Raw genomic sequence first — 19,576 nt, 5'->3', positions numbered from 1 at the left:
GGGCAGGATGGCTTTCAAACTCGACTTCTTCACAGCACAACAAAAACCGCATTACTCAATATTTTGAACCTGTTCACGCAGTTTTTCAATTTGATTTTTCATCTCAACACCAAGGTGAGCAATACTTGCATTTGCGATCTTTGAGGATAAGGTGTTTACCTCACGTAAGAACTCCTGCAGGAGGAAATCAAGCCGTCTGCCGACTGGTTCGTTGCTGCCAAGAAACCACCCAAACTGGGCAATGTGGCTCTCCAGGCGGGTAATCTCCTCGGCCACATCACTTTTATCTGCAATAATGGCCACTTCCTGGGCAAGACGTATTGGATCAATATCGATACCAATGAGTAAATTCTGGATCCTGATGCGCAGATCACCCTGACGCTGTTGTAATAGTACAGGCAGTTGGTCTTTTATCTGCTGAGTGATGGCGGCAAACCTCTCTACCCCCGCAAGAAGATCGTCCTTCAGGGCCTGACCCTCTTTTTCCCGCATGATGTCACAATCTTTTAAAGCAATATCCAAACTGGCTGAAATCAATGACCACTCGATCTCCAGATCAGGGCACTGTTCTTCCAGACTGATCACATCGCGCAGGGTTAACATATCCTGCAAGGTAATCGGACCAACGGCTCCGTACTCGCTGATCAACTCTTCAAGACAACGACGATACTGCAAAGCAGCACTTCTGTTGATCGCCAGTTGCGGCTCAATGCTCTTTGCTCCGGTCAAACTGAAGGTGACGTCAACCCTGCCACGATCAAAGACCGAAGCAATCCGCTTTTTCACACGTTCTTCAAAGACTGTGAAGAGACGGGGTAAAACTACTCGCTGATCAAGAAAACGGTGGTTAACGGTTCTGATCTCAGCAACCCAAATCTTCCCACCTTCAGAGGCCTCACCGCGGCCAAAACCTGTCATGCTTCGTGGACGCATGTCATCTCCCCTGTCTCGTGTGACTCAGCCGAATCAATTTTATCCACGTGCACCATGAAGAACAGCTGCTGCCAACTCCTTAAACGTCACGCAGGCGGTACCGATTTTCCCCACGGCTATGCCGGCTGCATGGTTGGCCAACACGGCCGCCTCGTACATCCTGCTTCCCGCTGCCAGGCTGAGGGCAAGGGTCGCCGCCACAGTATCACCTGCCCCGGTGACATCATATACTTCTTTTGCCATAGCTGGAATCGTCACGATCTGATCATCAGACTGCAGCAACGACATTCCCACTTCACCTCGGGTGATCAGGACCGCTTCACACCCCAGATCGTCACGAATCTGGCGGGCGGCCGCTGCCAGGCCGCGCTCATCATCTGCCCGGATTCCAGCCATCTGCATAGCTTCATAATGATTGGGAGTGATAATAGTTGCCCCCACAAAACAGTGCATGTTGACTGGTTTAGGATCTACAATCAGCGGCAATGATCGTTTATCATGCCGCCTTATCTCCTGTAGAAACTGCCGCAGACGAACCATCAGCGGCTCTCCGATCACCCCTTTGGCATAATCCGACACCATAATCGCATCGTAGCGAGGCAGGTGCTTTTCCAGGAAATTCAGTAAAGCATGCAACGAATCTCTTGAGGGCGCCCCTGTCTGTTCACGGTCAAAACGAACAATTTGCTGCCCCTGGGCAACGACTCTCGTCTTCACTGTGGTAGGTCGCTTACCGACAACCAGTCCTTCCGTTGATACCCCCAGCTCAGCAACGAGTTCCTGTACTTTCCGCCCCATCGCATCGTTACCGATAATGCCGCATAACGCGGCTTGTCCCCCAAGAGAGACGATATTCCGCAGCACATTGGCACTACCACCCAATAAAAGCTCTTCCCGTTGGACATTAACGACCGGTACCGGTGCCTCCGGAGAGATACGATTTGTAGTTCCCCACAAAAAATGGTCAACTATGATGTCGCCGATGACAAGAATTCTGGCATCGGCGAACTGGGCTATACGTTTTTGCAAAACAGACTGAATCATACCAACAACACCAGATCTGACTGCTATTTCATTACTTTATTCAGTTCAGAGATGACGGTGTTCGAGATATCGATGGAATCACTACTGTACAAAACCACATTGCGCGGCAAAACGACGGCATAACCGCCTTTAGCAGCAACTTGAGACACAACCTCCTCAAGTTTTTTCAAAATAGGGTTAACATGCTGCTCGCGCAGCCTTTGAAGCTCTTGCCCGGCTTCCTCCTGTTTTACAGCAAAATCACGACGTTTTTGCTGAAAAGCACCGAATTTCTCCTGCTTGACCTTATCACTCCAGGCTGAACCCTTCTTTTCCATCTCCTGCTGAAGCGCTATCAGTTCATCTTCTTCTTTCTTGAAAGACCTCTGCAAAGAATCTCTTTTCTGTTTTATGATGCCCTCTACTCGTTTACCGGCTGTGGAAGTTGAGAGGACCTGTTTCATATCAATGACAGCTATCTTTGTATCTGCTGCCGCTGCCTGGCCATTAAAAACAAGCGCTGCCATTATCAACAAACTGCCAACCCATCCGCACAAACTCTTCATTATACTCACAGTTCTTACTCCTTCAAAAAAAATTCTCAACCTGCACAACAATAAAAAAACGCCTTCTAAAAAAACAAAACCGGGCTGGGGACAATTCCCAACCCGGTTCACATCTCATCACAGCACCGTGTTATTTTATGATAACAAAATCATCACGCCGGTTTTGCGCATACGATATTTCATCGTGCCCGAAAATCAACAGTTTTTCTTCTCCAAAGCTAATTGTTGACAACCGTTCAGCACCGACACCCAACCTCGTCAGATAGGATTTAGCGCTTTGTGCACGACGTTCGCCCAGGGCAAGGTTGTACTCCTGCGTCCCTCTGGGATCGCAGTTCCCTTCGATCCTTACCTGGACACCAGGGTTGCCGTTTAGAAAGTCAGCATTGGTTTGAATACGCTGCACCTGCTCACCTACGATCTCCGAGCTGTCAAACTCAAAGTACACCGGAACCATAGGCCCGGAAGTCCTTCCTTCCATGATGCCTGTATCCATGGTATCCAATGATTCACTAACCCCTGCCCCTTCTTCTGCACCGACCTCCTGCTGAACAGTCTCAGGCGCCTTTTTACTGCAACCCGATACGACCAACCCCAAGGCCAGCACCACTAAAGTGGCAAACTGTAACAAATTTTTACTTCTCATTTATCCCTCCGATAGTATGATAAAATAAACCACACAAGTTTTCCAAATTTACCGTATTATACTAGAAAAACAAGAATTTTCTCTCTCAAAAATGAATCTCCTTGCAAAAATATCGATCGCTTTTTAATATCGCTTCTTACAAAAAATAAATTATTCACTTCAGCTAATAAGAAAAACTCCTTTTCCCATGAACCTTCCTGTAACAACACTCGCCACTGGCGTTGAGCAAATGATCTGCTCAAATCAATTCGGTACATTTTTCGGCGTCAGTCAAGTCGTTTTTGACGAAGTCTGGAACAGGCTTGTTGACCCACACAGGGCCAATGTAGCATATATATCAATGGAAATAGGGGCTGATCCGGATGTCTTCCATCCGGTTCGCGATGTCTTGAAGCAAGCTGGAATATTTTCCTCATCCCGTCCCATGGTGAATGATTTCCTGAATAAATATTTTCATGGGCCGCGAAAAATACCCAATTACAGTGGAGGGTTAGGTGTACTTGCCGGTGATACCCTCAAAAGTTTCGCTGATCTGCACATTCCGGTCTTCGCCATAAGTCTTCTTTACCGCGAAGGGTATTTCTCTCAGTTCGTTGATTCAAAGGTCGGTCAGATTGATCATGCAACGCGCTGGGCCCCTGAAAGTACCCCCACCTTGTTTCAATTACGTGATCCTCACGAGCCGACAGAACCACTGACGATTTCCGTTCCTTTTTTTAACGGCCAGTTAAAGCCGACGCTTGTCTCTGCTCACGTGTGGATGAAACTGGAGATCTCTGACAAACTTGACTATTTTGTTCCGGAATTTTTGATTGATTACTGTTTACCAGGGGCACCGGCATGGGTAACAGACTCGGCTCATCAACTGTACAATGCTAAATCAACCATCATCAAAGCAAATCAACGCCGTATGCTCGGCTCGGCAATCTTGCCGCTTCTCGATGTCCTTAGATTCAGCACTGACACAATCCACCTTAATGAACAGCACGGCGCCACCGTTATCCTTCATCTGATCCTTCAAGAGCTGCAGACCACTTTGGGAGACGATTTCCTGGAGCAGATGACGGACGCCAATATAATAACAGCTGCCGAAAAAGTCTCCCGAAAGATAGTTTATACTATCCACACTCCGGTCAAGGCCGGGCATGATCGTTTCTCACGCCACCTTTATTCAACCATCAGCCACAGTGTTTTTGATCGTATCCTCAACCTGCTGGCTCATGATACCGACGTCCCTCATGAGTATAATTTTACAGCCATGGCGATGCGGATCAACCGATCAATCAACAGCGTCAGCCGGCTGCACCGGGATGTTACAAAAAAACAGTTCCCCGAATTTGGTCACAAAATAAAGGCAATCACCAACGGAGTGCACCACTTAACCTGGATCAGTGATCAACGGGCCGCCTGCTTTGACCGCATACCTTCCCTTCAGACGTGGCGCAGTGACCCCGGTTGTTTTCGGACCATTACTCCTGAATGCGAGCTGCAATTACGTCCAATGCTTCAATCGGCATGGCATGAGGACAACCGCCAACTGATCCAATATGTCAACAATATGCTGAGAACCCATAGGGAGCAGATGGTTGAAACGTGGATCGACCCCCCTAACCATCTTTCAAACGTACCGGAGAACGAATGGCTCCGGCCGGGTGTCTTTACAATTGGGTTTGCCAGAAGATTTTCAACCTATAAAAGAGCAGATCTCATTCTAGACGATATCGCCCGCCTGTCCGACATCCTGATAACTCACAACTGGCCGGTTAACTTTCTTTTTGCCGGCAAGGCACACCCTGCTGATGAGCCGGGAAAATCTGTCCTCAAGCTCATTCTCGACAACCAGGAAGAACTGTTTGTCCGGAGCAGAGGACTGGGCAAGCTTGTGTTCATACCCGGATATGACATGCAGGTTGCCAAGATGATGGTCAGTGGCGTGCATGCCTGGCTGAACAACCCAAAGCGCCCGCTCGAGGCGAGCGGGACGAGCGGCATGAAAGCAGCCATGAACGGTGCGCCCAATATCAGTATTATGGACGGTTGGTGGGTAGAGGGTTATCATGGGGGCCAGACTGGCTGGAAGTTCGGGTACGAAGGCCCGGTCGAAAAGGCTGATCTCAGCGAAGCACCGGATGCCCTTCTCTATACGGAGGACGCGTCGGCTTTTTATGACCTGCTCCCTTCAATCCTGCAGACTTTTTATGAAAGACCAGATGATTATATGAAAAAAGCATTAAACAATCTGCGTCTTAATATCCCGATCTTCAATACCCACAGGATGGCGGCAGAATACGTCAACCAGTACTCCCTTCAATTAGCCCCTGAGGTAAGAGACAAAATAGACTTATTAAGCCAACTGTACACAAGTGAGGAAAACGCTTCAAACCAGCAGGCAGTGGTCAGGAATCTTGCCAATCCGTAATGTGCCGGAGAAAAATAGACTTTCTCTACAAAAATCGAGTGTCTAACATGCATCGATACAGTATAATGGAAGGCTGACTTGTTAACAAAGAAAAGGTGTCAAGTCACTCTCTCTACTCTGTACTGTACCTGCCAACAATAAAAAGAGTCGTTGACAGGGGTTCCAACCACTAGCATACCCTTGTTTTTGTGCGTAAGTACAGATGATGTCTTAACTCACGCCAGGCCTGCGAATTTGACCCTTTAAAAGGAGACCATATGGCCCGCCATCTTAACCCGAGCAGCTCCACCAACAGGACCATCGACGCCATTGATCGTAAACGTGAACGAGAACGACAGCTCATGTTAAAAAAATCACGGGAAATGGCATTGGAGCTGGCGGTTTCTCTGGTTCAACGGTTGCTTGACCAGCATATTATTGAAACCAATTCCGTGCATGCCATCCAAGAAGTTATGGCTCGGCAACTGCAAAACCTCGGTGACAAGGAAGAGTTTGATATACAGTTCAAAATAGCGCCGATCCGTAATCTGACACCAGACCCGAATATTGTCAGTCTGTATCTTACGCAATATATTATTGAGGATCTGGTTAATCATCCGAATATACAGGATGTCTTTGGGGATGATCTGGAAATCTACCGAACCGTGGACTCGGTATTATCAAAAATACGGTCCCGGTAGACACGTCATTCTATGCCGGAGAAACATCCAAGAAGTGTTCCTGCCTTACTCTTTGCCGATCCAGCCGGGCATATAATCGATTACAACGGTTTGACAATGGCCGGCAGTTCTGCAGGTCAATTTTACAAACCGCAACTTGAAGATCTCATTGAACTCCCCCCTGGCAGCGAGCTGTTCCGTTTACCTGATCGACTCCCGGTCGGCATCGACCCCAACAGTGGAGAACCGACACTCCTTGCGACTAACCCCTATACTCCGGGAGATCCTATTCAGGCAGTTGCCGCTTTTATGGCCCCTGCCCATACGGCCATTTACACGGCAGCTTATCAGACATGCAGCCCTAAGCCGGCTCTTCTCCCGCTTTTTTCTTATACTGCTGTAGGATGGGCCGATGGCAAGATGTGGGTCACAGGATTTCGTAGCGATGCGGATCAACGGCAGGATGCCGATCAGTTTGACCACAAACTCCTTAAACGGCGGACCCTCAGCCACCTGGGGAAACATCAACACAACCGACTCATTCAACATCTCGGTAAATGCTGCCTCACGTACGGATGCCCGGCTGCCCGCAATTATTTTTTAAGACGCTGGGAGGCACCGCTTCCCACTTCTCCTGTATGCAACGCAGCATGTGCCGGGTGTATTTCATTACAACCGTCCGGCAGCTGCCCATCAACACAAGACCGCATATCTTTTATTCCCACTGCCCGGGAAATTGCAGAAATCGCTGTTCCTCATCTGAAGCTGGCGCCGAGAGCCATTGCCAGCTTCGGACAGGGGTGCGAAGGTGAACCACTTCTCCAGGCGAATCTGCTGGAAAAAAGTGTCCGTCTCATTCGTTCTCAAACAGACCGCGGTACACTCAATCTCAACACAAACGGCAGCCTTCCCGATGCAGTAAAACAGCTTGCCAGAGCTGGTCTCGACTCTATCCGTATTTCTCTTAACAGTGCACAGTCTGACAAACATAGAGCATATTACCGACCGAAGGGATTCTCATTGACTGATGTCTGCCGATCCATAACAGTCATGAAGCAATTCAGGCGACATGTCTCACTTAATTATTTTGTGCTGCCGGGCTGTACCGATGATCCCCAGGAGTTCACTGCACTCTGCAACTTGATCAGCGAATTTCAACCTGATTTTTTACAGTTGCGTAATCTTAACATGGATCCGGAATTTTACCTCCAGGTCATCAACCACCAGCCTCAGCAACCACCATTGGGCATCAGGCAATGGCTACAGCAATTACGACACAGGTTTCCATCACTGGGATTTGGCTACTTTAACCCACCCATATCTTTTGAGTAATACAGAGTAAACAGACACGCATTACTTCCTGTTACGGGAATGACGACCGTGCCTCTCTATCTTCATCACTGCATGCAACAGGTATAAAAAAATACAGCACAACAGCAGGCCACGTGCAGGAATCGAAACAATCCATACCTTTACCCTTCAATGTGGTAGAAAATCGACCAGGAGAAAGTTCCCATCTTGACAATAAAAAACAATCATGGTAACTCTTAGCGTCAATTATGTACGGAAATATATACTGATACAAACTATGAATGCACCTACCCAGATGATCCGAATGACGACACAGCGTCAAGTCATTCTTGAAGAGCTGTCAAAAGTCAAAACGCATCCAACTGCTAACGAACTCTACGATATGGTCCGCAAGCGGTTACCGCATATCGGACTGGGGACTGTCTATCGTAACCTCGAACTGATGGCCGACTGTGGCATGATCCTCAAGGTCGAGGTCGGTGGTACCCAAAAACGATTCGACGCAACAACCGATGATCACTACCATATCCGATGTTCAACATGTGGTCGGGTAGATGACATCGACGTGCCGATTATAGAAGACCTCGTAGCCCAAGCAGCATCTGCATCACCACATCTCATACTCGGACATCATATTGAGTTTACCGGTATCTGCGAAGACTGCCAAAAAAAGAGTCCGACCATCACTCCCTGACTGACAGAAAGTAACAAAAATCTTTCTTTAAACAGTAATAAAAGTGTTGCTGTGCACAGGCTCCTCACTACTGCTTCAAACCGATTCTTTAACTCAATTTAAACAAAACTGATTCGGCAAAACTTACGCTTTCCCACCTTGACAAGCACACTACCTGTTGCAGGGACGGTGCCGTTCACATCACTTATCCGCTCTCCATCAATAGACACTGCATGCTGCTGAATCATGCGCCGACCGTCTGAAGTTGACTTCACAAGCCCTGCACTCACCAACAATTTTGGAATCCACAGGTCGGTTTCAGTTGTCGCTATCTTGACCTCATCAATAACATCCGGCAGCTCATGACGGCTGAACACCTGCTCAAAGGCACGCTCAGCTTCATCCGCAGCTATAGCACTGTGGAATCGTGTCACAATTTCCTTTGCCAATTGAACCTTAGCTACTTTGGGATGTAATTCTCCCTTGCCGATCTGGCACTTCATGTTCTCAATCTCTGCCATGGAGAGGTCACTGAGCAATTCATAATAACGAAACATAAGGTCATCACTGATCGACATGACTTTCCCGAAAATGCTGCCCGCCGACTCGTATATACCAATGTAGTTGCCAAGTGATTTGCTCATCTTATTAACGCCATCTAAGCCTTCAAGCAAAGGTACCGTCAAGACCACCTGTGGCTCCAATCCGCGACTGCGCTGCAGGTCACGCCCCATCAGCAGATTAAACAGTTGATCCGTCCCCCCCAATTCAACATCGGCTTTCATCGCAACAGAATCATAGCCTTGAATAAGGGGATAGAGAAATTCATGGATTGATATCGGCCGGTTCGCTTCAAACCGCTTTTTAAAATCCTCTCGCTCCAGCATTCGGGCAACAGTCAACTCCGACGCAAGCCGGATCATGTCAAAAGAAGTCAAGGTTCCTAACCATGTCGAATTAAAAACGACTTTTGTTTTCTCTGGATCTAGAATTTTGAATATCTGCTCTTTATAGGTCTCGGCATTTCGTTTCACATCCTCTGGTGTCAGTGGCGGCCGGGTTTCAGATTTCCCTGAAGGGTCACCGATTAAGCCGGTAAAATCGCCTATCAGAAAATGCACACTGTGTCCAAGCTGCTGGAAATGGCGCATTTTTTGGACAAGCACAGTGTGACCAAGATGCAGATCCGGGGCCGTTGGGTCAAACCCGGCTTTGACGATTAACGGCGTTCCGGTTTCCAAAGAACGGGTAAGCTTTTTGGCGAGCTCCTCCTTAGAATGGAAATCAACCACACCCCGCTCAATCAAGGCTATTTGTTCTGCAACCGACTTCATGCCTCCCCCTATTTTGCATATTCAACAGCTCGTGTTTCACGGATTACCGTTACCCTGATCTGGCCGGGATAAGTAAGCTGCTCCTCAATTGCCTTTGCTATATCACGACTGAGCAAAACCGTTTCTTCATCCCGGATTTTTTGACTATCCACTATAATGCGTAAATCACGGCCCGCCTGTATGGCATAAGATTTTTCCACCCCGGTAAATCCACTAGCGATTTTTTCTAAATCTTCAAGCCGCTTGACATAACTTTGCAGCATCTCCTTACGTGCACCCGGACGGGCACCAGAAAGTGCGTCCGCAGACTGAACCAGCACATCAAGCACACTTTTAGGAGGCTGGTCTTCATGATGCGCACCAATGGCATAAACAACATCTTCAGCTTCACCATATTTACGCGCCAGATCACGGCCGATAATAGCATGTGACCCCTCTACCTCATGATCCACCGCTTTGCCGATATCATGGAGCAACCCAGCTCTTTTGGCCTTTTTTACATCTAAGCCCAGTTCAGCTGCCATTACTCCACAAAGAAAAGCCACCTCCAGTGAATGTTGAAGGATATTTTGTCCATAGCTGGTACGATATTTCAATCGTCCAATCAGGTTAATCAACTCCACATGCATGCCGTGAGCCCCAACATCAAAGGTCGCCTGCTCGCCGGACTCACGGATGCCAACCTCCAGTTCTTCTGATACCTTTTGCACGACTTCCTCTATCCGGGCAGGATGGATGCGGCCATCAGATATGAGCTGTTCCAGGGCCAGACGGGCAACTTCTCGTCGGATCGGGTTAAATCCGGAGAGTATCACTGCCTCTGGAGTATCATCGATAATAATATCCACACCGGTCGCCGCTTCAATTGCTCTTATATTACGGCCTTCCCTACCGATAATACGTCCTTTCATCTCTTCATTGGGCAAGGAGACCACGGAAACAGTCTTGTCAGCCACATAATCTCCGGCATATCGGGCAATAGCCAGGGCAAGAATATTCTTACCTTTACGGTCAGCCTCAATTTTCATTTCATTTTCAATTCGGACCAGCCGCTTAGCACAGTCCATGCGCACCTCACTCTCTATAAGCTGCATCAACTGAACTTTGGCTTCCTCTTGACCGATACCAGCGATCTGTTCGAGTTTATAACGTTGTTCTTCAATTAATCCGTCGAGCTTCTGTCGATGTCCAACAATTTCCGCCTCTTGATCAATTAACTCTTCTTCTCGGTATTTTAAATAAGTTTGTCTCTCTTCAAGAATTTGGAATTCTTTTTGTACTTCATCAAACTTTCTATCTAATCGTCGTTGATCCTCTTTAATTTCAAGTCGATTAGCTTTTAACTCTTTATCAGCTTCCTGTTTGATAAAAAATGCTTCTTCCTTTGCTTGAAGAATCGCTTCCTTTTTTATCTGCTCCGCCTCATTGATTGAGTTTTCAATAATTTGACGTCCTTGTAATGCAATATTCTTCTGGTTACCTTCAACCAATTTTTTCCGTAAAAGAATACCAATAACAAGCCCTGCTACAAGACTTGTTAGAGTAAAGAGTAAAATAATAATATTCAAATCCATCATCCATCACCTCAATAATATATAAAAACAATTCACGATCCTATGTGTCGGGAAAAATGAATTGTAGCAAAAAATGCCTTTTGACATCGTTAAGAGAAACTACTGCAGGAGACGGAAAGGTAGGCTAAAGCACACGAAGAAGATGCTGAGCAAAACTTAAGATAAACTCAGCACCATCAAGAGGTCTACTCTATTGAAACGTTCTATAAAATAGGATTATTATAAAACATGTACAGATATTTCTCTCTAGAACAACCTATAATGAGAAATACTCGTATATCGTAAACCTGATCGCCTCAGGGTATCATCCAGGCACTGGGCCTGTTTCATCCGTCTATCCACACAGAAAGACATTCTTTTTTACAAAAAAAATCACATACTGCAAAACGATCTTTATCGGGTAAACAAAAAGCCCCCACGCTGCCGTGTCTGCGAAATGATTAAACCTAATTAAATTAGGTGGGCAAGGTCTTGGTTGACTGCTGGAAATCTAAACAGATTTCCATAGATCAACCTGAAGACTGCCCTTTTTACGAGAGTTGGCTCAATACTCCGCAGATCACCAACAGAGTAGGGGCATGACAGGTTCGTTCTCTACTAACTATAAAGTTGAAACAAAAAATTACTATTCAGAAAATCTCTTTTTCCTTTAATCCTCCTGCTGTAGAGATTTTCTGAAGTAAACGGCTGACCACCGATTCCTGAGCCGATCGATATTCCTCGAACTCACGATGCAACTGCACATACTTTGCAGCCATCCGTAAACAGCCCAGAACCAGCATCTTACTGGAGGGAACTGAGCCACGATTCAGGTTGCCATCACTTTCCAGCTCCTGTCGAAGCAGCTGTATAACCGACTCAACCTCTTCTTCCGTGGAGTTACTGTAGAAAGTAAACTCTTGCCCAAATAACTGAAAGCGTACAAGACGATCTTGCATCAGTGTCAATAAATTAAGTTAATCAAAACTTTCTTCACCTTCATTTTCACCTCTGAACAACGAGCCTTGTATACTGTCACCGGAAAAGTCATCTCTATCATGAGCTCCCCCTTGCTCTGTCTCCCACTCCTGAATGCGTGTCAGCAGGTCTGAAACCCTGTTCCCGACCTCTGTGCGTTCAGTGCTCAAGTTAAACACGTTGTTTTTGAGATCTGCACATTCCGCATCCCGTTCTCGCAAGGTTTCCTGCAGGGCGTGATAGTCCGCTTTAAGTTGGTTAAATTTGGTCAGCAAATTGTCAACAAAATTCTCAAGGCGAATAAGTTCTGCATTATTATCCATGTTACATCCTTTACATTTTTAGTTATTCAAAAAGTAAATCTTCTAACCTTATGAAATTATGGCAATAACTACAAATTTCCAACGTATGTGTAACTATACAAATCAAGCGGTCTGTACGCAACAACTTTACAGGCTACCTGAAAATATCCCCTCCAAAAACAGAGAGGCATTCATTATACTGAATAAATCAGAATGGTTACACGAGTTGCCATTTAAAATCGATGAACCATTGGCCAACGGGAAACCGCATGGATCCCCGGGCTTTCTCGATTCATGACCATCCTTCCTGTTTACAGCCGAAAAAAGGCACCTGTCTTGGAAAACAGAGTCGTCACAGACGCGAATAACTCCATGACAACGGCTGACCGCCGGCATAAGGCATGTACCCATGGAATGGACGTGGATCTCCATCAAACACCAACGGTAAAAACAAACGGTCTCCTTCCCACATCGGGAGCGTGGCAAGCGTATCAACAGCATGCCAACCAAGCTCCCCTTCCTCATTGATTAACCTGGGGATACCGGAAAAGACCGTAATCAAAAAAATAAATCCAAGCCAGTTCTCCCCGTTCGGGCCGAATCCGGTCCAATTAATTGTCCCGCGCAGCTGCAGCTCGACACAAGTAAGACCGGCCTCTTCCCAGATCTCCCGGCGCATACAGGCAACGACATCTTCATCAGCTTCCATTTTTCCGCCCAGCCCATTATACTTGCCGTAATGTTGGTCTGCAGTGCGGGCATTTCGATGAACAAGCAGGGTTTGCCGCCCATCAGGAGAAACTATATAGCCAAGGGTACCAATAATCGGCATGTACATAACTTGACGCAATTGAAGTCTTTTTCCTACAATAGAAGTTATCGATTCGACAGTATCTATGGCTTAAAGACACAGAATACGATATCCTGTTTACAAGTGAACAAGTACGGCCTGTCTTTTACCAACGCGGAAATACATGTACCATGAATTCCATTGTATCGAAAAAAGAAAGTAACACCTGGTTTTCAGTTTTTACCGTTACAGTCTTCCTCGTTCTTATCGTTCACCTGCCAGTCTACGCAACAGAGAGGTTTCCTGTTTATCCCTGTATAAAATCCCATGTTAAATTCTGGGAGAATGTCTACGGTCGGTACTCCACTCGCCAGGGAATCATTCATGACAGAGACAACCTTGGAAAGGTGTACACTGTTATTCATCTTGTCGAAGCAAAAACAAAAAATGCCGAACAAATAAACAGACAACGCGTTGAACTTGCCAAAGAGCAGATCAGGGCCATTCTCTTGAGACTTGGTAATGGTTTGCCACCGAGAACACCGGAAGAACGCCGCATAGCATCACTGTTTCCTTCCAATCGACCTGCAGCGTATCATGCTGCTCAAGAGACGATCCGCTTCCAGCTGGGACAAAGTGATCGTTTTTACGAAGGCGTTATCCGTTCGGGTAAATATCTACCAACATTCAGAAGAATTTTCATTTCCAAAGGCATGCCATCCGAGCTTATCTACCTGCCCCATGTTGAATCCTCATTCAACCCCAAAGCCTACAGTAAGGCTGGTGCTGCCGGTCTCTGGCAGTTTACCCGTTCAACCGGCAAAGAATACCTGACGGTTAATGAACTCGTTGACGAACGTTATGATCCCTATACCGCCACCGAAGCTGCTGCACAACTGCTTAAAGACAACTTCAACAAGTTGCACTGCTGGCCACTGGCACTGACCGCGTATAACTATGGCCGAAATGGGACAATGCGGGCAAAAAAAGAAATGGGCACTTATGAAAGGATCTTTACTTCTTACAATCAGGGGGCATTTAAATTTGCATCCCGTAATTTTTATTCTGAATTTATAGCCGCCTTGCGTGTAGCACAACAAATCGAGAAAACTCACAAATTTTCGCTCGAACGTCCAGAACCCATCATCACTTTACGGCTGAAAAACGATACACCGGTCAAACAGATACAATCTTATTATCGACTGTCGGCCGAGCAGTTCTCCAGACTCAACCCTGCTTTACTTCGTCCTGTCCTTAATGGCGAACACGCGGTTCCCGGTAACTACCTCGTTCGTCTCCCCGCCGACAAGCAAAACTCGTTGCGTCTTGCACGCCAACGATCTACTGTAGAGCAGTCACGACTATAAAACCAAGCGACCAAAACAGAATCTTCTGTACCACTTCTCACAACAGCTCCCCTTATACACACCATGGATATTTCAAAAACTATTCAAGATCTCAAAAAGAGGCCTGACTTTGCAGACAACGTTGGCATGATCCTCGTTCACAACGGGATCGCCCGCAACTGGTCTCGCAACAGCCGTCAAGATGTAATCGCACTGGAAACCGTTGTTAATGAAGAAAAGATTACCCAGCTAAGACAGGAGTACCTTGAGCGGCCGGGAATTTATGAGATAATAATCGAAACCCAATCCGGGACGTTTACCCCTGGGGACGATCTTCTGTTCATTGTGGTGGCCGGTGATATCCGGGAAAATGTAAAACCGGTGTTGGCCGAGTTACTCGACAGGGTTAAGTCAGAAGCCATCAGCAAAAAAGAGCTCACCAGATAATTTCTTCCCGGCCCTGTTGTCGACGTTCAGTCTTTTTGAGGGAGCTATTCTATGTCTTCGGCTCAATTACTGATTGAAAAATCGAAAACCGTTAGAACACTCCCCCATATAGCCACAAAGCTGGTCCAATTGATGAACGACGAGGAATCCACCCTCCAGGACTTTGAACAGGTTATTCGACTCGACCCAACACTTGTCGCCCGCTTGCTGACCCTGGTCAACAGTTCATTCTACAGTCTGAGTAGAAAGGTTGACTCAATTTCGCGGGCAGTTGCCCTTATGGGCATGAAAAACCTCCACAACTTCGTGATCAGTGACGCTATCTGGAAGATTTTTCGTGGCCATTCCGAAATGAATGGATTTTCTCCGGAACGCCTGTGGTTGCACAGTGCAGCCACCGGCACATGCTGTAAAATGATTGCTGAGCGTATTTTTTCGATCAATGGCGACGACGCCTATCTGTGCGGTATCTTACACGACATCGGTTTGATTGTTATTTTAGATGCAGAGCCAGTTGCCTTTTTACAACTCATAGAGCAACTTGAGCCGGATTTCCCTCCTCTGATCACCGTGCTTGAACAGCAACTTCTACAGACCGATCACTGCGAGATTGGGTACACACTTGCCAAAAACTGGCAGATGTCCACTCCGATTGCTGAAGCTATTCGTGATCATCACCTGGATTCCGTATCGCTAATTTCACCGCAATCACCCACCGGTATCCTGCAAATAAGTGAATACATCATTGACCAACTGAACTTTTCAGCCATTAACGACAGGATACCAGGCCAGTTGAACACATCACTGGCAGACCATATTCAAGATAACATTGAAGAATATAAGGTGCTTGCCGCAGATCTCCCCGAAGAGTTAGAAAAAATAAAAGATGTCTATGGCGTGTGAGGTTTCCTTATGCTGACTGCGCCGCTGTTTGCTGATTTTGCCGACCCACTTGGTGACCTGACGCTAATCCACGCACATCTGGTGCAAGAAGTTGATGACCATTCTTTTTTCTGTCTTAATCATTTCGGCCACCATATAGCCTCCGCCGATTTCCCTTTGCCCACCCCACTGGCAATCTCTTGCATTCAAGACAATAAACAAAAATTATCTTCAGGTACCTTTCAGCTCAAAGACCGAAACTACATCCTGTACCTTGTTCCGGACCTGCCGGGGTATGTTCTTGCAACTTCGGACACAAAAAAAATGAGCAACTGCTCCACTCCCTGGGCTGCGTCCGCCATCCGTCTGGCGATTCGCCTGTTTCTGGTCCAGCGTGAAGCAAATGAAACAACTAATCGGCTTCGAATTCAAAAAAAACAATTTGACCGTAAATCTGAAGTCCTGGAAAGAAAATTTCAGGAAATAATGGCGGAAAACGAACAAAACTACAGAAAGATACAGGAACAACAGCTCAACTATTCCGAGACATTACAGGCAGAAATTCACAAACAAACAGAAGAATTGCTTCTCGCCAAAAAAGCTGCGGAAGCTGCAAATATCGCCAAAAGCGAGTTTCTTGCCGCCATGAGCCATGAAATCCGCACCCCGATGAATGGCATTATCGGTTTTACAGATATGTTACTGGATACTGCACTTGATACGGAGCAGGAAGAGTTTGCTCAGACAATCAAACACAGTGCCGACGCCCTCCTCTTCTTGATCAACGACATCCTCGATTTTTCAAAAGTAGAGGCTGGAAAGCTCACGCTTGAAAGTGTCAGCTTCGATCCGGAGAGCATTGCCCAGGATGTGTGTGATCTCATACATCCCAAAGTTGCTTCTCAGTCCGTGGAAGTTCTCTGCCGGGTTGACGATACCGTTCCTGCCGCTGTGACAGGAGATCCCGGTCGATTCCGCCAGGTGTTGCTGAACCTCATGGGGAACTCGGTCAAATTCACTAAACAGGGTGAACTTGAACTGTCACTTATGACCGCTAAAGAGACAGAGGATACCATTACCCTGCATACAAAAGTTCGCGACACCGGCATAGGGATTCCCGCAGACAAGCTCGAATCGATTTTCGAGACGTTCCAACAGGCTGACGGCTCCACAACAAGGAAGTACGGCGGTACAGGATTAGGCCTTGCCATTTGCCGCAAGATTGCAAGCCTTATGGATGGTCATGTGTGGGCAGAAAGTACGGTTGGTCAAGGCAGTACCTTTCACTTCACTGCACAATTTAAAAAAGTTGCACATCAACAGGCGAAAGATTTCAAAACAGTTGCATTAACCGGCAAAAGGATTCTCCTTGTTGACGACAACCCCAACAATCTGGACATTCTCAGCCATACTCTTCGCTCCGCAGCATTTAAGGTAACTACGGTCAGCGACAGCAGTACGGTTCCTGCACTTTTGCGTCAATCGTACAGGCAGGGCGTCTCGTTTGATCTCATCATCCTGGATATGCACATGCCGGATCCGGATGGCAGCACGTTAGCTCATCTCATACGGCATCACATTCCCGAAACAGCCGATATTCCCCTGATAGCTCACACCTCTTTTCAGGAGAAAAATGTTCGACATTGGGAAACAATCGGCTTCGACGCCATTCTAAGCAAACCCATTAGACGGGAGACGCTTTTCAAAACTATAGAAAAGCTGCTTAGCACTGATGAAAGAGCTGCAGGAACCACCTCTGCCGGAAAAACTTCAACGAACGGAATCAGTGCCCTAAAAAAACCTTCATCAACGGCACGGATACTATTAGCCGAGGACAATCCGGTTAATCAAAAGTTGACCGTACTGATTCTCAACAAACTGGGCTATGAGGTCGAAGTCGCTGCCGATGGTCGCAAAGCTGTGAATACTTACACAGCCAGTCCCGATGATTTTGATCTTATTCTTATGGATGTTCAAATGCCGGAAATGGATGGTCTTGCCGCCACCAGAGAACTGCGCAGCAGAGGGTTTGAGGCTGTTCCTATCATTGCGATGACCGCCAATGCGGTGAAAGGTGACCGGGAAATCTGCCTTGAAGCAGGGATGAACGACTACATTGCCAAACCGGTTAAACGGGAACTTGTCGACGAAACTCTTGAAAAATGGCTGCAGCACAGGTTGGGATGAACACGGGTAAGATCATGAACGAGACGGTGCATATCTCCTCCTCTCAGACAAACACTCCGGCAGTGTCCAGCAGAACAGCCCGATTACACCGTTGGGCTTTCAGATCTTCACCAGCAAGCAACAGGGTGACTGAATTCATCCGGATCAGCATACGCATTCTACTGATCATGAGCGATGAGTTCAGGAAAACCAACCTGGCCATCAGAGCGTCCTCGCTCACCTATTTAATACTTCTTTCTCTTGTCCCCATCCTGGCTCTCAGCACCTCGGTCTTAAAGGGCCTGGGCAGCGACGAACAGCTCAAACAAGCGGCAATCCGTCTGATTGATCAGCTGGAGCAACCATCCCTGCACATACAAAAATCAGCAGCACACAGCGAAAACGATGCAACGGCTCCAGCTCCTCCTGCAACAAAGACTGATGCAGCACCGGTAACGGCACATCTTCACAAGGCTGTCGACATTGTCTTTCAATACGTTGATCGAACCAACTTTGCCGCTTTGGGTGCCTTTGGTGTACTTGGGCTCATTATTGGAATTCTCTTTGTATTAGCTTCCATTGAGGAAGCCATGAATGTTATCTGGCACACATCTGAAGGCCGTCCTCTTTTCCGTAAAATCATGGACTATCTGGCACTGCTCATCCTGTTGCCCCTGTCACTTAACATAGCCTTAGCAGCTGAAACCATTCTCGCCCATCAGAGCATCATGGACAAATTGAATGCTCTTCTGCCTTCCGCGCTGATGCTCATCATCAGCATCAAAATGGCACCCTTTGTCTTTATCATTCTGACCCTGATGACAATGTACCTTTTTTTCCCCCATACAAAAGTCAAAGCTTCCGTCGCTTTTGCCGGTGCCTGTTTTGCATCAGTCTTTTGGTTTGCTTTTCAAAAACTCTATGTTTTCCTGCAAATTGGGCTGGCAAACTACAACGCTATCTACGGGTCCTTTGCCTCCATTCCCCTCTTTCTGATCTGGCTGTATATCGGCTGGACCTTTATTCTTCTCGGAGCGTCCCTTGCCTATGCGTTACAGCATCACAGGTATTATCATTTTTCCGAAACAGTTCTTTCACCGCAAAGGCAATTACAGGTAGCCGTTGATGTCCTGGAAATTGTTCATGATCAATTTTCTCGACGTGCCGCCACTTCCCTTGCATTTTTAAACAGCCGATTGCCACAGATTCGACGAAGCGATGTTCGGCAGACAGTCACCCGCCTGTTACATGGGGGCCTGCTTGTACGCATTCAAAACAAAGAAGATAATGAATCCTTTATGCCGGCAACCTCGATAGATGCATTCACGGTCAGTGAAGTCGTAAAACTTATCTTTGGCAACGAAACACCTTGTGATTCGACCGGCGGTTCTCTTGCTCAACAGGCTGTACATGCTGCTGCCCGGTCAGTCGATTTTTCTCTAGGGAAAGATACGAGCATCCATTAATTGCATCTGTCTCTTTCGTATTCCTCATCTGTACGAATTTCCTGGCCGCACTGAAAACAAGCAGCTGTTTTTATGCCCCTAA

General features: G+C 46.9%; 18 protein-coding genes and 1 other RNA gene. 9 read left to right on the top strand and 10 right to left on the bottom strand.

Annotation, left to right across the window (positions count from 1 at the left end; all coding sequences use genetic code 11):
• Positions 1-51 precede the first annotated feature (51 nt).
• The 4 genes from HP555_RS06665 to HP555_RS06650 form a co-directional block, all read right to left on the bottom strand.
• Positions 52-933 carry a YicC/YloC family endoribonuclease gene (locus tag HP555_RS06665; protein WP_199264390.1) on the bottom strand — a complete coding sequence of 294 codons (882 nt, stop codon included), beginning with the start codon at positions 931-933 and terminating at the stop codon, positions 52-54.
• 39 nt (positions 934-972) lie between these two features.
• Complete coding sequence (gene rfaE1, locus HP555_RS06660) at positions 973-1,977, bottom strand: D-glycero-beta-D-manno-heptose-7-phosphate kinase (RefSeq protein WP_199264389.1); 1,005 nt, start codon at positions 1,975-1,977, stop codon at positions 973-975.
• A gap of 23 nt (positions 1,978-2,000) precedes the next feature.
• Positions 2,001-2,522, bottom strand: coding sequence for an OmpH family outer membrane protein (locus HP555_RS06655; RefSeq protein ID WP_233249294.1), 522 nt, complete (start codon positions 2,520-2,522; stop codon positions 2,001-2,003).
• Positions 2,523-2,652: 130 nt separating this feature from the next.
• Complete coding sequence (locus HP555_RS06650; RefSeq protein ID WP_199264387.1) at positions 2,653-3,168, bottom strand: OmpA family protein; 516 nt, start codon at positions 3,166-3,168, stop codon at positions 2,653-2,655.
• A 187-nt stretch (positions 3,169-3,355) separates the two neighbouring features.
• Between HP555_RS06650 and glgP the strand changes: the two genes are divergently transcribed.
• The 4 genes from glgP (at position 3,356) to HP555_RS06630 (ending at position 8,251) form a co-directional block, all read left to right on the top strand.
• A complete protein-coding gene (glgP, locus tag HP555_RS06645) occupies positions 3,356-5,587 on the top strand; it encodes an alpha-glucan family phosphorylase (RefSeq protein ID WP_199264386.1) in 2,232 nt (743 codons plus the stop codon).
• A 257-nt stretch (positions 5,588-5,844) separates the two neighbouring features.
• The gene (locus tag HP555_RS06640) at positions 5,845-6,267 is read left to right on the top strand and encodes a hypothetical protein (protein ID WP_199264385.1); all 423 of its coding nucleotides are present in this window, start codon (positions 5,845-5,847) and stop codon (positions 6,265-6,267) included.
• Between the two features lie 12 nt (positions 6,268-6,279).
• Entirely contained in the window at positions 6,280-7,578 is a 1,299-nt protein-coding gene (locus tag HP555_RS06635; protein ID WP_199264384.1) for a radical SAM protein, read from the top strand.
• Positions 7,579-7,834: 256 nt separating this feature from the next.
• Entirely contained in the window at positions 7,835-8,251 is a 417-nt protein-coding gene (locus HP555_RS06630; protein ID WP_199264383.1) for a Fur family transcriptional regulator, read from the top strand.
• Between the two features lie 98 nt (positions 8,252-8,349).
• On the opposite strand, the gene tyrS is transcribed toward HP555_RS06630, so the two are convergent.
• The 6 genes from tyrS to HP555_RS06600 form a co-directional block, all read right to left on the bottom strand.
• Positions 8,350-9,564: a tyrosine--tRNA ligase gene (tyrS, locus tag HP555_RS06625; RefSeq protein ID WP_199264382.1), complete on the bottom strand. Its 1,215-nt coding sequence runs from the start codon at positions 9,562-9,564 to the stop codon at positions 8,350-8,352.
• Positions 9,565-9,572: 8 nt separating this feature from the next.
• Positions 9,573-11,138, bottom strand: coding sequence for a ribonuclease Y (gene rny, locus HP555_RS06620; protein ID WP_199264506.1), 1,566 nt, complete (start codon positions 11,136-11,138; stop codon positions 9,573-9,575).
• 408 nt (positions 11,139-11,546) lie between these two features.
• A non-coding RNA gene (gene ssrS, locus HP555_RS06615) (6S RNA) lies at positions 11,547-11,718 on the bottom strand.
• A 49-nt stretch (positions 11,719-11,767) separates the two neighbouring features.
• The gene (locus tag HP555_RS06610) at positions 11,768-12,076 is read right to left on the bottom strand and encodes a cell division protein ZapA (protein ID WP_199264381.1); all 309 of its coding nucleotides are present in this window, start codon (positions 12,074-12,076) and stop codon (positions 11,768-11,770) included.
• 18 nt (positions 12,077-12,094) lie between these two features.
• Complete coding sequence (locus HP555_RS06605; protein ID WP_199264380.1) at positions 12,095-12,418, bottom strand: hypothetical protein; 324 nt, start codon at positions 12,416-12,418, stop codon at positions 12,095-12,097.
• 331 nt (positions 12,419-12,749) lie between these two features.
• Positions 12,750-13,235 (bottom strand): NUDIX hydrolase, encoded by a 486-nt coding sequence (locus HP555_RS06600; RefSeq protein ID WP_199264505.1) that lies wholly within the window; start codon positions 13,233-13,235, stop codon positions 12,750-12,752.
• 143 nt (positions 13,236-13,378) lie between these two features.
• Here HP555_RS06600 and HP555_RS06595 point away from each other — a divergent pair, with 143 nt between their 5' ends.
• The 5 genes from HP555_RS06595 to HP555_RS06575 all read left to right on the top strand — a co-directional run bounded on the left by HP555_RS06595 (position 13,379) and on the right by HP555_RS06575 (position 19,494).
• On the top strand, positions 13,379-14,554 hold the full coding sequence (locus HP555_RS06595) for a lytic transglycosylase domain-containing protein (RefSeq protein ID WP_199264379.1): 1,176 nt from the start codon (positions 13,379-13,381) through the stop codon (positions 14,552-14,554).
• A gap of 63 nt (positions 14,555-14,617) precedes the next feature.
• Complete coding sequence (locus HP555_RS06590) at positions 14,618-14,980, top strand: molybdenum cofactor biosynthesis protein MoaE (protein ID WP_199264378.1); 363 nt, start codon at positions 14,618-14,620, stop codon at positions 14,978-14,980.
• A 51-nt stretch (positions 14,981-15,031) separates the two neighbouring features.
• Positions 15,032-15,883 carry an HDOD domain-containing protein gene (locus HP555_RS06585; RefSeq protein WP_199264377.1) on the top strand — a complete coding sequence of 284 codons (852 nt, stop codon included), beginning with the start codon at positions 15,032-15,034 and terminating at the stop codon, positions 15,881-15,883.
• 9 nt (positions 15,884-15,892) lie between these two features.
• Complete coding sequence (locus HP555_RS06580) at positions 15,893-18,049, top strand: response regulator (protein WP_199264376.1); 2,157 nt, start codon at positions 15,893-15,895, stop codon at positions 18,047-18,049.
• Between the two features lie 125 nt (positions 18,050-18,174).
• Complete coding sequence (locus tag HP555_RS06575) at positions 18,175-19,494, top strand: YihY/virulence factor BrkB family protein (protein WP_199264375.1); 1,320 nt, start codon at positions 18,175-18,177, stop codon at positions 19,492-19,494.
• The last annotated feature ends 82 nt before the right edge of the window (positions 19,495-19,576 follow it).

The organism is Desulfobulbus oligotrophicus, assembly GCF_016446285.1.
Taxonomy (GTDB): domain Bacteria; phylum Desulfobacterota; class Desulfobulbia; order Desulfobulbales; family Desulfobulbaceae; genus Desulfobulbus; species Desulfobulbus oligotrophicus.
This window is presented reverse-complemented; position numbering and strand designations above follow the sequence as displayed.

Bases quoted from the DNA above. Each gene is read 5' to 3' on its own strand.
- HP555_RS06665 (WP_199264390.1), bottom strand. From the start codon at position 933: ATGCGTCCACGAAGCATGACAGGTTTTGGCCGCGGTGAGGCCTCTGAA.
- rfaE1 (WP_199264389.1), bottom strand. From the start codon at position 1,977: ATGATTCAGTCTGTTTTGCAAAAACGTATAGCCCAGTTCGCCGATGCC.
- HP555_RS06655 (WP_233249294.1), bottom strand. From the start codon at position 2,522: ATGAAGAGTTTGTGCGGATGGGTTGGCAGTTTGTTGATAATGGCAGCG.
- HP555_RS06650 (WP_199264387.1), bottom strand. From the start codon at position 3,168: ATGAGAAGTAAAAATTTGTTACAGTTTGCCACTTTAGTGGTGCTGGCC.
- glgP (WP_199264386.1), top strand. From the start codon at position 3,356: ATGAACCTTCCTGTAACAACACTCGCCACTGGCGTTGAGCAAATGATC.
- HP555_RS06640 (WP_199264385.1), top strand. From the start codon at position 5,845: ATGGCCCGCCATCTTAACCCGAGCAGCTCCACCAACAGGACCATCGAC.
- HP555_RS06635 (WP_199264384.1), top strand. From the start codon at position 6,280: ATGCCGGAGAAACATCCAAGAAGTGTTCCTGCCTTACTCTTTGCCGAT.
- HP555_RS06630 (WP_199264383.1), top strand. From the start codon at position 7,835: ATGAATGCACCTACCCAGATGATCCGAATGACGACACAGCGTCAAGTC.
- tyrS (WP_199264382.1), bottom strand. From the start codon at position 9,564: ATGAAGTCGGTTGCAGAACAAATAGCCTTGATTGAGCGGGGTGTGGTT.
- rny (WP_199264506.1), bottom strand. From the start codon at position 11,138: ATGGATTTGAATATTATTATTTTACTCTTTACTCTAACAAGTCTTGTA.
- HP555_RS06610 (WP_199264381.1), bottom strand. From the start codon at position 12,076: ATGCAAGATCGTCTTGTACGCTTTCAGTTATTTGGGCAAGAGTTTACT.
- HP555_RS06605 (WP_199264380.1), bottom strand. From the start codon at position 12,418: ATGGATAATAATGCAGAACTTATTCGCCTTGAGAATTTTGTTGACAAT.
- HP555_RS06600 (WP_199264505.1), bottom strand. From the start codon at position 13,235: ATGTACATGCCGATTATTGGTACCCTTGGCTATATAGTTTCTCCTGAT.
- HP555_RS06595 (WP_199264379.1), top strand. From the start codon at position 13,379: ATGAATTCCATTGTATCGAAAAAAGAAAGTAACACCTGGTTTTCAGTT.
- HP555_RS06590 (WP_199264378.1), top strand. From the start codon at position 14,618: ATGGATATTTCAAAAACTATTCAAGATCTCAAAAAGAGGCCTGACTTT.
- HP555_RS06585 (WP_199264377.1), top strand. From the start codon at position 15,032: ATGTCTTCGGCTCAATTACTGATTGAAAAATCGAAAACCGTTAGAACA.
- HP555_RS06580 (WP_199264376.1), top strand. From the start codon at position 15,893: ATGCTGACTGCGCCGCTGTTTGCTGATTTTGCCGACCCACTTGGTGAC.